The organism is Paenibacillus sp. yr247, from assembly GCF_900103825.1.
Lineage (GTDB): Bacteria > Bacillota > Bacilli > Paenibacillales > NBRC-103111 > Paenibacillus_E.
This window is the reverse complement of the sequence record NZ_FNIF01000002.1, coordinates 532,124-546,141: the sequence shown is the minus strand read 5'-3', so window position 1 is coordinate 546,141 and position 14,018 is coordinate 532,124. Positions and strand designations below refer to the sequence as shown.

Annotated in this window: 18 protein-coding genes; 11 read left to right on the top strand and 7 right to left on the bottom strand. The window is 38.0% G+C overall.

Annotation, left to right across the window (positions count from 1 at the left end; genetic code table 11):
* Window positions 1–335: 335 nt before the first annotated feature.
* A complete protein-coding gene (locus tag BLT91_RS07265; RefSeq protein WP_090818757.1) occupies window positions 336–569 on the top strand; it encodes a helix-turn-helix domain-containing protein in 234 nt (77 codons plus the stop codon).
* Between the two features lie 45 nt (window positions 570–614).
* On the opposite strand, the gene BLT91_RS07260 is transcribed toward BLT91_RS07265, so the two are convergent.
* A complete protein-coding gene (locus BLT91_RS07260; protein WP_090818754.1) occupies window positions 615–1,193 on the bottom strand; it encodes a 50S ribosomal protein L25 in 579 nt (192 codons plus the stop codon).
* Between the two features lie 189 nt (window positions 1,194–1,382).
* Complete coding sequence (locus tag BLT91_RS07255) at window positions 1,383–2,045, bottom strand: DUF2278 family protein (RefSeq protein WP_090818752.1); 663 nt, start codon at window positions 2,043–2,045, stop codon at window positions 1,383–1,385.
* Between the two features lie 161 nt (window positions 2,046–2,206).
* On the opposite strand from BLT91_RS07255, the gene BLT91_RS07250 reads away from it, so the two are divergent.
* From BLT91_RS07250 to BLT91_RS07235, 4 genes are all read left to right on the top strand, one after another.
* The gene (locus tag BLT91_RS07250) at window positions 2,207–3,106 is read left to right on the top strand and encodes a stalk domain-containing protein (RefSeq protein ID WP_217635186.1); all 900 of its coding nucleotides are present in this window, start codon (window positions 2,207–2,209) and stop codon (window positions 3,104–3,106) included.
* Between the two features lie 27 nt (window positions 3,107–3,133).
* The gene (locus BLT91_RS07245) at window positions 3,134–4,009 is read left to right on the top strand and encodes a hypothetical protein (RefSeq protein ID WP_090818747.1); all 876 of its coding nucleotides are present in this window, start codon (window positions 3,134–3,136) and stop codon (window positions 4,007–4,009) included.
* A gap of 91 nt (window positions 4,010–4,100) precedes the next feature.
* Complete coding sequence (locus BLT91_RS07240) at window positions 4,101–4,433, top strand: hypothetical protein (RefSeq protein WP_090818745.1); 333 nt, start codon at window positions 4,101–4,103, stop codon at window positions 4,431–4,433.
* 70 nt (window positions 4,434–4,503) lie between these two features.
* On the top strand, window positions 4,504–5,181 hold the full coding sequence (locus BLT91_RS07235; RefSeq protein ID WP_090818742.1) for a DUF4337 domain-containing protein: 678 nt from the start codon (window positions 4,504–4,506) through the stop codon (window positions 5,179–5,181).
* 92 nt (window positions 5,182–5,273) lie between these two features.
* On the opposite strand, the gene BLT91_RS07230 is transcribed toward BLT91_RS07235, so the two are convergent.
* On the bottom strand, window positions 5,274–5,948 hold the full coding sequence (locus tag BLT91_RS07230; protein WP_090818738.1) for a phospholipase D-like domain-containing protein: 675 nt from the start codon (window positions 5,946–5,948) through the stop codon (window positions 5,274–5,276).
* Window positions 5,949–6,090: 142 nt separating this feature from the next.
* Complete coding sequence (locus tag BLT91_RS07225; RefSeq protein WP_090818735.1) at window positions 6,091–6,768, bottom strand: DUF1345 domain-containing protein; 678 nt, start codon at window positions 6,766–6,768, stop codon at window positions 6,091–6,093.
* A gap of 212 nt (window positions 6,769–6,980) precedes the next feature.
* Here BLT91_RS07225 and corA point away from each other — a divergent pair, with 212 nt between their 5' ends.
* On the top strand, window positions 6,981–7,928 hold the full coding sequence (corA, locus tag BLT91_RS07220) for a magnesium/cobalt transporter CorA (RefSeq protein WP_254776819.1): 948 nt from the start codon (window positions 6,981–6,983) through the stop codon (window positions 7,926–7,928).
* Window positions 7,929–7,948: 20 nt separating this feature from the next.
* Entirely contained in the window at window positions 7,949–8,071 is a 123-nt protein-coding gene (locus tag BLT91_RS33475; protein WP_302847465.1) for a hypothetical protein, read from the top strand.
* Window positions 8,072–8,104: 33 nt separating this feature from the next.
* Here the strand turns inward: BLT91_RS33475 and ytaF are convergent, their stop codons facing one another.
* Window positions 8,105–8,719 (bottom strand): sporulation membrane protein YtaF, encoded by a 615-nt coding sequence (gene ytaF / locus BLT91_RS07215; protein WP_090818729.1) that lies wholly within the window; start codon window positions 8,717–8,719, stop codon window positions 8,105–8,107.
* Between the two features lie 123 nt (window positions 8,720–8,842).
* Between ytaF and BLT91_RS07210 the strand changes: the two genes are divergently transcribed.
* Together BLT91_RS07210 and BLT91_RS07205 are read left to right on the top strand one after the other, a co-directional pair.
* Window positions 8,843–9,499 (top strand): DUF1232 domain-containing protein, encoded by a 657-nt coding sequence (locus BLT91_RS07210; RefSeq protein WP_090818726.1) that lies wholly within the window; start codon window positions 8,843–8,845, stop codon window positions 9,497–9,499.
* A 192-nt stretch (window positions 9,500–9,691) separates the two neighbouring features.
* A complete protein-coding gene (locus tag BLT91_RS07205; RefSeq protein ID WP_090818722.1) occupies window positions 9,692–10,369 on the top strand; it encodes a phosphatase PAP2 family protein in 678 nt (225 codons plus the stop codon).
* An 88-nt stretch (window positions 10,370–10,457) separates the two neighbouring features.
* Here BLT91_RS07205 and BLT91_RS07200 read toward each other — a convergent pair whose 3' ends face one another.
* Entirely contained in the window at window positions 10,458–10,871 is a 414-nt protein-coding gene (locus tag BLT91_RS07200) for a hypothetical protein (RefSeq protein ID WP_090818719.1), read from the bottom strand.
* Between the two features lie 140 nt (window positions 10,872–11,011).
* On the opposite strand from BLT91_RS07200, the gene ftsW reads away from it, so the two are divergent.
* Entirely contained in the window at window positions 11,012–12,100 is a 1,089-nt protein-coding gene (gene ftsW, locus BLT91_RS07195; protein ID WP_302847464.1) for a putative lipid II flippase FtsW, read from the top strand.
* Between the two features lie 161 nt (window positions 12,101–12,261).
* Window positions 12,262–12,795, top strand: coding sequence for a YceI family protein (locus tag BLT91_RS07190; protein WP_090818713.1), 534 nt, complete (start codon window positions 12,262–12,264; stop codon window positions 12,793–12,795).
* Between the two features lie 83 nt (window positions 12,796–12,878).
* On the opposite strand, the gene BLT91_RS07185 is transcribed toward BLT91_RS07190, so the two are convergent.
* The gene (locus tag BLT91_RS07185; protein WP_254776817.1) at window positions 12,879–13,997 is read right to left on the bottom strand and encodes an ATP-binding protein; all 1,119 of its coding nucleotides are present in this window, start codon (window positions 13,995–13,997) and stop codon (window positions 12,879–12,881) included.
* Window positions 13,998–14,018 lie beyond the last annotated feature (21 nt).

Here is a 14,018-nt window from a genome sequence, read left to right as displayed (position 1 = left end):
CCATTTCAACAGTTTGATATCGTACATAAGGGGAAGCCGATGAATTAGCAATAGGGTACTTCTGTTTGGTGTAAATCAGGAATGGATTTTGTTGCAACATAATACTAATGTAGACAAGCCCTTTAAATCAAGGTATTATCTTACTATAACAGAGTTTTCAGGAGCCACTCCATCATCTTGAGGGGGTGGCGCTCACAAGGCGTGAGGGTTCAAATCCCTCCGACCGCATCCCGGTTTTAATTGACTGAAAACCCTTTTTTATAAGGGTTTTTCTTATTTTTAGCAGATGATAAGGGTTTTTTGCTTTTTTCTAATTGATCATATTGAGGTGTAGGATGCCGGGGGTTCGAAGTAATTTAAAAGAGATTATGAGAGCAAAAGATCCAAACTTATCGATTCGACAGCTCGCAAAAGATATTGACTACCATTTTGATTCTGTCCGCAAAATGTATAAAGATGAGATGGTACAATATCCGAGAGATCTAATATGGCGGTTATGCAAGTATTTTAATGTGAGCCCTGGACATTTTATCGTAGCTGTTCATGAAGATGAAGATTTTAATCAATAAAAAAGGGAACCCTATACAAATGTACAGGGTTCCCTTTGGTTGTTGTTAGGCTGGAACGACGACGGCTTCCTCGGCATGGGCATGCGAGATTTTGACAAGCATCGCACTAGAGTCGGATAGAACCTCTATACCTTCATGAAAAGCAAGATCAGAAACGAGTAAATGATCGCCTATTCCAAGTCCGCTGATATCAACCTCAAATGCACTAAGCAATTTATCAGGCATGCAGCGAACTTCTACTTCGTACAATTCCACCTGAAGAATGCCTCCTTCTTTGACACCTAAAGGTTCACCGGAGAAGTGAATCGTTACTTTCGAATCCATAGTTACGTTCATATTCAATTGATAAAAATCAACGTGGACAATCTTGTTGGAGATTGGGTCTCTTTGAATATTTTGAATCAATACCGGTTTGTTTCCTTTTTCCGGAATAGCTGCATTCAGAATGGCGCGCGGGTTCCGTTTTAAGGTTGAAAGTATTTCTTTTTCGCCTACGGTGACAGCGATACTGCCAATGTCAGTACCATATACAATTGCCGGAACATGCCCTTGTTTTCTCAGTAGATTGATTTGAGAGTTACTTAGCTTAACCCGTGCATTTAACTGGATAGAATTGTTCATCATTTGTTGCCTCCTAATCGAATGGGAAAAGAAAAAAGACCGATTAGCAATGTAATGTCTAATCAGCCCGCAAGTTGACCATATTTTCTTGTCATATGTTAATTTTATCACAAGTTCCCCACTTGTCAAACGAGAAGGGTGTGAGTATGAACTTCGTTAACAAGAAAATAGGGTCTCGTTAAGGACTAAGCATTATTTCTTGTGGCCGGTGATTGCGTGTCCCGACCGATCGTCGGTATGCCACGACTGGGACTGAAATGCGAGGAATACGGCAAACCATCTGTCTTCCGACGGGAAATGAATCAGCAGTCCCCCGTCTTGATAGACACCGTCGTCTTTCGTAAAACTGCCGCTGTTGCCTTGATTCATATGAATATCATGAATGCCGTTGCCGAGTTTGAATCCGAAAATTTTGTCCGCTTTGCCGTGTTCCGGACCCCATCTTTCACCGAATGCATACAGAACGGCATCTTCTGTCTCCATTGCGCGCTTGATGTTGGAGTCAAGCTTCTCGTTCAGATCGTTGTTTCTTCCCGGTATGTCGAAGGCAAGCGGCACCATGTCGCGGCGGTCGAACAGTTTGCTGCGGATATAATCGAGCGCATGTCCAGGCTTGCTTAATAACGGCGTAAAGCCAAATGGCAAAGCAGGCAACTCAGCCGTAATGACATGCTGAAAATGTTCAATCGTACAGTATAACAATTCGGACGGGCTCAGCTGCGACTTGACATTGATTGCAATCCTAAAGTGTTCATTATTTGAAGTAACGTGCACCTGGAAATGGGGGTTCTCGTTTGTGCCGAGACGCCGATCGATCGCTTTACATTTGAGTACCCCATAGGAATGGATGGGCATAAGGTTCCTCCTTTAACGGATTCGAAAAGCTCCTTTTGTGATTCAATTAACCTTTCCACACCAGGAAAATAATACCTCTTTTTTTAATTGTAACTTTTTCGTTACACGTTCTAGAACAATTCAGATATGAGCCGCCATTTAACATAATGCGGCTCTGTTTGTTGTGGAAGGAAGTGAAGTTTGTTGAATTACTTAATTTTTATGCAATTAATTCCGATAATAAATCTTATACAAGGAGAAAGAAGGTTTTCATTTTGAAGAAAAGATATTTAAGTATTGCAACCGTCCTAGTAACATTGTCAATCTCAACATCAGTATTTGCAGACTCATCGAATTCTAGTGTGCTAAACAAGTTAAAAGACATTGGGAAAAGTGAACAAAGCAGCTCAACTCAGGTATTGTCACCGATTACAACTACACTAGGAACAACTACTCAATTAGCGACTGTAGAAGAAATTAAAGCCGAATTAGGGGATAATCCTCAAGACCAACTTGTTACGCTAAAGGCTGCTGCTGAGAATAATGCAGATGCGGCAGATTATTTAAGGCTTGCTGTAGCGTATGAACTAACAAATGATAATAATTTAGCAGTAGAGGCACTACATAAGGCTATATCTTTAGCACCCGAACAAAAAGAAATTTATGAAGAATTAGTTACAATATATAAAACGAAAAATCCAGGTAAAATCTCAGTTTTTGTTAATGGTGACAAAATCGATTTCAAAGATGGAAATGACGAAGTAAATCCTGTAATAGTCAACGGAAGTACGTTAGTTCCAATACGGAAAATTACTGAAAAGCTAGGGGCTAAAGTTGATTGGGTTGCTAACACTTTAACAGCTAATATTAGATTATTGGGTAAAACGGTAGCACTAGTACAGGATTCGACAAACGCTATAGTTGATGGACAAGCTGTTCCACCTTTAGAAGTTCCTGCACAAAATTTAAACGGACATATCGTAGTCCCCCTCAGGTTTGTTGGAGAACAATTTAATAAATCCGTTGAATATATACCAAGCGATAATGGTACAGCAATTATATCTCTTGTCGATAAACGATAACCACAAAACTTAGAGGAGGATTAGACAATGAAAAATCAAAGTAAACTATTGAAAGTATTTTCTCTTTTCTTGGCAATAGCAATTTTAACAATGGGTGCCTCGACAGCATTTGCAGATGACCCAAATACTCCTACTAGTGCTGTACCAGGTACAGTAACTAACGGAGATTCAACAGTTACATCAGTTACATACGCTACATACGATGTGAGTCAAATTGATCCTCTTTATAACCAACTTCTTAATCTTAGACAACAAGAGAAAGATTTAGACGTATCTATGAAAGCACAACATGATACTAATTATGGTTTAATTAAAGGTTTATATTCTCAAGTTAGTAAAGAGGATATTTCTAAATTAAAGGCTATCAGCGATCAAAATAAAGTATTAAGAGAAACGAATAAGCCCCTTTTTATTCAATGGAATGAGCTGAATCATCAATACCAAGTATCGAGAAAAATGAAAGACGAAAAGAAAACAGTAGAACTCAGATTACAGATTAATGCACTAAAAAGTCAAATACAGCCGATCTTTGCACAGATTAAAAGTAATGAGGCCTCTGTGAAAGATGTGAGAGATCGCGTTAATGCTGAACGTAAGCAAATCAATAGTATACTTGGTACATTAAAACCGTTACAACAACAAGAAACAACGTTATGGAGTACTATAAAGTCAACCGAACAACAAAGAAACGGCGCTTGGAAAGTATTTAATACCGCTGTAGATAATGGTGACATTAGCGCAGCTGTTCAATCTCTCGCACAAGTTGTTTCCTATAAGCAGCAAATTATTGATTTAAAAAAGCAAGTTTATACGGTTCAACAACAAATTGGTACTATGCTGAGTAGTGTTACTTTGAATGCAAGCACCATAAAAGCAGGTTCAAGCACTACTACAACAAAATAATAACTAAAGGGAACGTGCCTTTAAGGCATAGTTTCCTTTTTTACAAGTAGCAACTTAATAATGAACAATCTTTGATTATGGGGGAGAGAACATGAATCGTAAAATGGTATGGATATCTTCTTTAATTGTTGCTGCATTGATTCTAGCGTGTCTATTATTTCAGTGGGTATTTCTCAAAAGATCTGGTATAGATACAAATGGTACTACGCTCGATGGCAATTCTGTTGTCATCTTGCTGGACGGGAATAACAAAGCGACACGTTACTGGGTGATACAGAATGATTGGGTGGAGTTGAAAGATGGATGGGTTTCCTTCGACGATAAGGACGGTCAAACCATCCATCTTCATTCTAATGTAATAGTGAAAGAGTTTGACAATGATCAAGTGCTTAATGACATTAAGAAACAATATGAACTCAAATAAATAATGGCCGCGAAAACCGCGGCTTTTTTGTTTTATCAGATAAGGACGGTTTATAATAGGGGTACAGTTCATGAAGGGGACTTTATGTATACTAACTAAAGAGGGTAAGAAGGAGCATAAAATGGAAGAGAATTTCGGGGTTGAAAATCCATTGGAAAAAGTTGAAGAAGAAATTAGAGAAATTGAAGAACGTGAAAGAAAACAAGATAAAGCAGAAAAAGACCGAAGTAAATTCAATAATATTATTGCAGTGACGATAAGTATTTATGCCGTTTTAACCGCTTATGTTGGTTTAAATGAAAGTCAAGTTACAACGGATACTCTTTTAGAAATGGACAATGTCGTTTTACTTCAATCACAAGCATCTGATCAATGGGCTTATTATCAAGCTAAAGGAATCAAAGAAGAGATATTTTTAAGCCAATCGAAATCGCTTGCTGCATCTGGAAATCCACTAACTAAAGAAATACAAAGTGAGTTTGATGCAAATGTAAAGAAATATGATAAGGAAAAAAAAGATATTAATGAGAAGGCGACTGAACTTGAAAAATCAAGAGATGAAAAGATTAAGGAAACTGCAGTACTTGTAAAAAAACATCATAAAGCTGGAGTAGCTTTAACGCTATTACAAATATCAATCGTACTTGCATCTGTTTCAAGTTTGTTACGAAAAAAGCCATTATGGTATGCGAGTATAAGTACTTCCACTGTAGGAGTCATCTATTTTTTAACATCATTCCTGCAATGAGTAAAATTGTATCAAAACAATTAAAGCCAGCCCTCTTTTAAGAAGAGTTGCTGGCTTATTATTGTTGCAATCTTTACGGCAACGGGGGATCATTATTTCGTTATACTTTTATTAATCTTTTCAAAGCCTTTCGTATCATTCCACATCCGTTCAAACTGTTCGGAGAATGCTTTTGCTGCCGTTTCATTACTTATTACGACAAGGACTTCATCATTCGTTGTACTGGCGGCTTTCGAAAAATTATATGATCCGGTGCTTACTACCTTTTTATCAGTTACGGTCATCATCAAGTGCATAAGCCCACTATGTTTATTTATTTTTATTGGTATACCCGCGCTGTCCAAAAGTTTTAAAGCCTCTTCCTGCGTTTTACTTTTTAATTCTGTTTTATCAGTGATCATACGAACGTTTACACCGCGTTTCTTTGCCGCTTTAATTGCATTGACGATGTCAGGGTGAGTTATGCTATAGATTGCAATATCTAGCGATTCCTTAGACGAGTTGATACCATCGATCAATGATTTCTCAGGATGCTGACCTGCTTGAGTAAAAAAGAAAGTTGTATCATTTGATGGTGTTGATTGATCAGTTTTAGAAGAGGATTCTAAGGGCTTCGGAGTAGTTGTTTCTGTAAGTGTTACAGGAGACGGCTGAATACTTGCTAGTGGTGTTGTCATCGTTTCTTTCGATGTGACTGGAGCTGTGTTTGTACATCCAGATAAAACAAGAACAATTGCAAGAATTAGTAGAGCGATAATTTTGCGCATATTACATCTCCTTTTTCGTTGATAGTCATAGTATTGCATGCTAATATACATGTCCGCAAATGTGACAAATAGTGGTAAAAACAAACAAAAAAACGCCAACAAAAGCAGCCGGAACCCATCAAATTCCGTCACAAAAGTGTATTTATAACGTACCTATAGCATGAGCAGCCAGTACAGCAACTGTGACTAAAGAAAGCAATGCCTGTAAGTTCATAAGAAGTTTTGCACGTCTAGACATAACCATTGTATCAGTAGGGCCCAAAGCCGCAGTCGTGTTAAAAGCTAAGAATAAATAATCTAAAAATTCAGGTTTCCAATTCTTCCATAATTGTGAATCGGAATACATTTGAGGGAAAAGAAAGTCAGTCGGTTGCGTCTTGTTCACATGTCTTAAATAGGGACCGCCTTGATCAATCTCCCAGTACCAAACACTAAATATTGTGATATTTATTACCCAAATAATGGCTGCATCAAAGAACGAACTTACCGCAGTTCCACCAGTGTGTTTAATTAAGTTATAAACTAAATAAGCTACGCTGCTGATCAATCCAGCCGTAACTATGCCTGTAATAATCAGAGCAATAATACGAGTTGTTTTTTGCTGAGACTTTAAAATGGAAATATACATCGGAATCAACAAGACTAATGCGATCACTGGTATAACCCAACTAGGTCCTAATGTTAGGTTTTCAGGTAGTATGAAAAGTAGCGTCCCTATGATTACTATCACAATAAAGAATGACCATCGCGGTACATGATGAACAAATTGTTGCAAATTCTCTTCAAGCTTTTCGGAAACATCATCATTGCTATTTTCCACAAACTAGCCTCCACTTTATGGTTAAAGTCAGTATTCGGATATCAACAAAAAAATCCATTTATTTTAATATTTCACCTTTACCATAGACTGCATCAATAACTGACGATTTCACCTCACCAGATGTTATTCAATAGTCAGTCTGAACCAAATTTCTGTCATTTAAACAAATAACGAAAAAATCCTCCCTACGGTTTATAATAGGGGTATAGTTCATGAGAGGAGACGTCACAATGCTCATTTATCATAAAATCACGAAACAAATAACCACGGAAAAGGTAAGAAAACCAAATGAGGACGAGGTGGTTTGGATTCGCCTCAAATCTCCAGATCCTACAGAAACCAAGCACGTTCTGTCAGAGTTGCTTGATGGGCATCCACTTATGGTAGAAGATTGTATCAAACTGAATCAACGCCCTAAAATGGACCGTTATCCGAATCATATTTTTATTTCCTTTTTTGCTATCGATCAGTCGCACGACCTTCTCGAAATTGCCCTTGTCATTGGTCCTAACTATGTAGTGTCTATTTATAAACAGGATATTCCCGTTCTGGACAACCTGTATGAAGAATTCAAAACTATCGAAGGAAAAATGGAATTTCCAGCCCAAATTTTATACCATATCATGGATCGGTGCGTGGATGAGTACGTTCAAGTTGTCGACCATATGGAAGATAAGATCGAGGAATGGGAGGAGGCTATTCACAAAAATCCTTATTCGAAAATAGCAGAGGAGGTTTTTCGTCTTAAGCGGACTACTCATACTTTACGGAGAATTTTTATTGAGGAACGCACGTTATTGGGTAGTATTAGTCATCAGCACTTTCCTTACACAATACCTGAAGCGGATGTATATTTCGTGGATGTTTTTGACCATCTCTCACGGGTGGTAGATTCCATTGATATGTTTCGAGATTCGCTGAACGGTCTGCTTGATATGCAAATTTCCATGAAAGCGGATCGAATGAATGAAATCATGAAGACATTGACAATATGGAGCACGATATTTCTCCCTTTATCCTTTGTGGTTGGTCTTTATGGTATGAATTTGAAAGGGATTCCGGAGTACAATTGGGATTTTGGGTATGCATATGTATGGGTTGTCATGATCGTTGTGATTCTGGCTATGATTGCATTTTTCAAAAAGAAAAAGTGGATGTAGGTAAAAAAGGCTATATAAAGATGGCACGTTACCGATGTACAGCGCCAAAAGTTACTAAAGCAAGGGAATGTGCCATTAATCCAGCACCGATGGCAATCCCTGCTTCAGTAACCATTCATAGGACTGAGACTAATTCGATGTAAATGCCTAATTTATGTGTATATTATCGAGATTATTTAACCTAACACTTGATGCAAGCCTACCAGGATCAGAAGAGTACCAGAAATAATACTTGCACGCTGTCCTAACTTATGTGATGTGAATTTTGCTCCAAGAAAGGAAAATAAACCAACACATATATAACTGAATATACCAGAAATGGATGAAGTGGCCCAGACGTTGAGATGTGTAATTCCTGCATCAAAACCACCCGCTAAGTTATTTATTGACAATGCGACCCCAAGAATGATGGATTCAATAAACCCAACGGATTTGGAACCATCCCAATCAGCATTTTCTGGATTTTGCAGAATACGAAGTATCAAGCCGTCAGTAGGAGGTTTCTTTTCTGACTTTTTGGCTAGTAAAGGTTGACACAATACCCAAACACCTATTATTACGAGGACAATCATACCAATAACGTTACAAATAATTGTTGGTAACCAAAGTGAAACCCAATCTCCGAATAAGCCCCCAACTAATGTGAGAACAAACCCCATTAATGCAATGATGATATTGGAGATAAGCGGAATTCGGATTTTCTTTACACCATATGCGATCCCAACACCGGCATTGTCTAAATTCGATGCAATTCCGATGGCAACTATAGCCATTAAATTCTGCAAACCCATGATGAATGCACTCCTTAAAACTAAGATGATACATTATATTTAACTTGTTGAGAAAAGTGCAGTTTTATTGCATATGCTATTGATAAAACAACAACACATCAGGAGAATAAAGGAATAGGGGGGATATCAACATTGGTTTGGAACTCTAAAGTTGGACCTCTGTTAAAGGTCGGATTAGAAAATAAATCGCTATCGATGCGTAAATTAGGCACCCTTACCGGCATTGATCCTGCAACGATTTCACGGATTATGAACGGGAAACAACAAGCCAAATTAAGTCATTTACAGCAATTTGCCCTTCACCTTGATCTTCAATTACATCAGTTGTTAGAAGCAGATGGATACAACGTCGAGGAAAAGCAGCATAGTTCTCAATCAGATATCGAGGATTCCTTTACGATGATTCAAAATATTCTTGGTTCTGCGCGATTGTTTGACCATCAATTTACAACAGAACGAGTAAAGTGTGAACTGGAAAAATACGAAGCATACGCTAAGACTGAAGAGGGACGTCAAATCATTATGGCGGATTTTCAAGCAAAGGTGAATCAGGTTAATGGTGCCGGACCTTTTATCGAACAACTTAAGCTTATGCATGAACGTTATTGTAATGGGGAAACTTCCGAAGCAGAGAAGTCCGTGCTGGGGAGCGGTTTACTTTACTTCATACTATCAGCTGATATAATCCCGGATTATGTATTTCCGATTGGATATGTAGATGATGCTTTGGCTGTGCAATTAGTTCAAGAGCGTCTAGCACATATGAAATATTACCTGTGAAAATGACTACACGAATAAAAGAACGGCCGTCGAATGACGGCCGACCCAAAAGTTGAAATAGTCCACTCATTCCCGCTTTTAAGAGCTTCGGAACTTAAGATTCTCATGTTTTAAGGTAAAATTAAGGAAGATTATGTATACTCACATTATTATAGCATGTTATCTACGTTGCAAAGGGAGTAACGACCATTCGTGTGTAAATTTCGGAATTATGCAAGTTATTATTTTCCTTTTTTATTTATACTTACTATTCCACTTCTAAGCTTTTTGTATAGTCTGACGGATAACAGTGAACATCCCGTGCACTCCCTTATTACTTTATTTGATTACAATATCCCATATCTTAAAATATTCATCCTACCCTATATTGCATGGTATCCTTATCTTCTTTTTTCCTACATTTTTCTTTGTATATCGGATCGGATAGCCTATTATGTAACATTAACATCATACAATTTTTGTCTCATCGTAAGTAATATTATTTTTTTTTGTTATCAAACCACAGTACCGCGACCAATTAATATCGGAAATGATTGGTTAAGTAGGTTAGTATCTTGGGTATATCAACATGATCTACCTTTTGATTGTTTTCCAAGTATTCATGTGATTGGATGTTATTTGGTTATGAAAGGTGTATTTCATAGTCAGATAAAACAAAGAATAACACGTTTATTTATCTATTTGTTTGGCGCTACAATCATAGTTTCTACAGTATTTGTTAAACAACATGTTATTTTCGATGTTATCGGAGGTATATTGATCGTAGAAGTTATATTTTTAATAACTTTGATGACCTATAGACGAATAGGAACAAGAAAAAAACAAATGACTCCTGAATCAAAGGAAAATAAACCTATGATTCTAGACTAGTAACCGATGCACCCGAGAGCAAAAAAGTATGGTTATGGAACAAAATGGGTCGCACAAACCTAAGAATTTTTACTGGAGATGATACGAACTAATATTTGCTAAAAATCGATATCAGTTCTGAATACTCCTGTTCGTTCAAGTACTGGTTTAGAATTTTTTGAATTTTGTTAAGTTTTTCCTTTGTAAGGCCATCTTCGATGAGAGACGAGATATTCTGAATATCACTTTGTGGTAGTTTTGAGGTGATAAGTGAATAAATTTTAACTTTATCTTCAGTAGACATGTGTTGCTTGATTTCCACTAACTTCTCTGGTGTTAGAAGTTCGTTAGTAGAATTGGTTTGATTGTTTGTTATATTTAAAAAAGTCGGGTTAGAAATGTGAAATTCTTTGTTTAATTCCTCGATGTACATAGTACCAATCGTTCTGGTCATATAGAAAGTCATTAATATTGTCGTAAAGATTAGAAATACATACTTGAACAGCCAACGTTTCCATTTCATGATGCTCGACCTCACTCTGTCAGGGTGTTTCTATAATCATTTATTAACATAAATACGAAAATATAAAAGTACGATGAAATGTAAGTTTGTAGACGGAGGCGAGCAGGCTGAAGAAATCTTTAAGGGGACGACCTGATTTTTTGCTTTTGTTATTAACAAGTATGCTTGTTGGCTTTGGTATCATAATGGTGTTTAGCTCTAGTGAAGCATCAGCCTCATGGAAGTTTCATTCTTTTATTTACTTTACGGAAAGACAAGCTATATGGGGGCTTATTGGTACAATTGCAATGCTGATCGTAATGAATGTTCCCTATCAAATGTTTCAAAAGTGGTCTCGTCCAATTTTTGTGTTGATTCTTATTTTATTAGGGCTTGTTGTTGTGTTCGGTGCGAAGGTTAACGGACATCGCAGTTGGTTTGGTGTCGGTTCTTTTGGTATCCAGCCTACTGAGTTTGCTAAACTTGGATTAATCATCTATTTATCGGCTCTAATCAGTAAAAAGGGAGATTATATTCAGCAATTCAAAAAGGGTCTACTCCCTCTATTTATCATCGTTGGTCTTGTTCTGGGATTAATTATGCTTCAGCCGGACATAGGCTCCGACCTCGTGATTCTTATCGCTGCCTCCATTGTAATTGTTACTGGTGGGGCAAGCCTTTTGCAATTGTTCGTTGTTAGTCTTTCCCTGCTTCCTATTGCAGTTGGAATTGTCCTTGCTAAGAGCTACAGGCTTCAAAGGTTCACAGCTTATCTTCATCCATGGAATGATGCTCAGGACTCGTCCTATCAATTAGTTCAGTCTTTAATAGCACTCGGACATGGGGGGTGGACGGGAGCGGGGTTCGGCAAGGGGGTAGAGAAGTTGCTTTACTTACCTGAAGCTCATACGGATTTTATCTTTGCAACAATAGGAGAAGAGTTCGGCTTTATTGGATGTTTCATTTTTTTAATCATTTATATCTTGTTTATCTGGAGAGGCATCGTTGTCGCATTGAGATGTCCTGATTTGTTCGGAACTTTAATGGGTATAGGAATAGTATCTCTTATCGCTGTTCAAGCACTCATTAATCTAGGCGGCGTTACAGGGAGTATCCCCATTACTGGAGTTCCTCTTCCTTTAATTAGCTATGGGGGATCTTCTTTACTTATTAGTATGGCAAGTATCGGAATCTTATTAAATATCTCTAGAGGGGGAAGAGTCGTGAATGATCAAAGAACTCGGGATTAGCTGGCCAAGTTCGGGCTGTTCATTTGGTTGAGCTTTTAGCAGAATCGGTGGGATTATTAGGTTGAAGATATGAAGGGAGCTAGCATAATACTAAGTAATTCGAATATACATTAGTTAGCGAGTTATTTTTAATGAGTTAATACTATTAAGGAGGTCGTTTTATGACGAAATCGAAGTGGGCAGTAGACGCAAGTCACAGCAGCATTGACTTCTCAGTTAGGCACATGATGATTGCAAAGGTAAAAGGTTCATTCCATGCTTTCGAGGCACATATTGAAGCGGATGCGTTAGATCTTTCCTCAGCTGATATTCTCTTCCATGTTGACTTAAACAGCATTAACACGCGGAATACGGATCGGGATGCACATCTGCGTTCGGCCGATTTCTTTGATATCGAGAAACATCCCACGATGACATTCCAGTCTACGGGAATTACAAAGACAAATGATGGGGAATACGAAGTAACCGGTAACCTGTCGCTTCACGGTATAACGCAATCTGAAACATTTTCGGTTAGTTTCGAAGGTGCCGGCAAGGATCCGTGGGGCAATGAAAAGGTTGGATTTAGTGCACTGGGGAGTATCAAAAGAGCTGATTATGGGTTAACCTATAATGCGGTATTGGAAACTGGCGGTGTGCTGATCGGTGACGAGGTTAAGATTTCAATTGAAATTGAGGCCACACAACAATCTTAACTAAGCGTAGTCAATTGCCGGCAGGTCGGGAGTAGTCCCTACCTGCTTTTATTGTTTTCCTAGCCGATGCAATTAAACTAAACTCAAACGGTTGGCAGTTTAAAGCTAAATATGGAGCCTAGGCCGATCGTACTTTTAACTTCCAGCGACCCGCCGTGATCTAATGCAATTTTTTGGCATATCGAGAGACCTAGACCGGTACCTGCTTCTTTGGTGGTATAAAAGGGAATGAAAATTTTTTCTAAATCACTTTCTGAAATACCATCACCGGAATCTTCAACTTCAATGATGGCAGCATGTTCCTCCTGCTTAATTCGAACGTGTATATCTCCCGGTTGTTTCATCGCTTCAAAAGCATTCTGAATAAGATTTAACAGTACTTGAACAATTTTGTCCCGGTCAATAAAAACATATAAGGATTCCTTGGTATCTTCAAAAATGATCTTATGTCCACGGTAAAGCGCATCTGACTCGGCTAAAGACAACACTCTGTCTATACAGTCGGTTAGTAATTCTTGTTTCATGTTGCTGAGATGTGGTTTGGAAAATTGCAAAAATTCTGCTGTCAGTTCATTCATTCTCCTAATCTCACTCATGATAATATCAAACCAAGGATGGATATTGTAGTCATGGTTCGTAGATATTTGCATGAAGCCTTTTATTGTGGTTAGGGGGTTTCGAATTTCATGAGCCATTCCTGCTGCCAATTCGCCTACCATCTTCATTTTCTCGGAGCGAAACAAATGATCCTCACGTTTGAGCCATACATCTCGTTTGCTCTGGAATAACCGGTCCTCTGCAATAGAGATTAACGCTTCCTTTGTAACTGCCTCTTGTGGAAATTGTGCAAAGCTATAAGTGACTTGAAGTCCTAAAGTATTCGGATCTAGCAATTCGCTAAGGTTAGATATGAGGTTTTCTTTTGAAGGCAGAATAATAGCAAAGCGATCCCCGGCATAACGTGACATTGCATGTGAATTATAGAACAACTTGCCCAATAAAAGCGATATCTGGGTTAATATCTCATTTCCTGTACAAATACTTTCATTATTCACAGATTTAAAATCTTGAAAATCCAGTAAAATTAAAACAAAATTGCACTTTTTATGGATAAGATCTTGAACGGCAGTTACGTACCCTTCATAATTTAGCAGTCCAGTAAGCGGGTCATGTGTGATTAAAAAGTTATTTTCTTTTCTCAAGCGTTTCTTTTCTAATTCGGA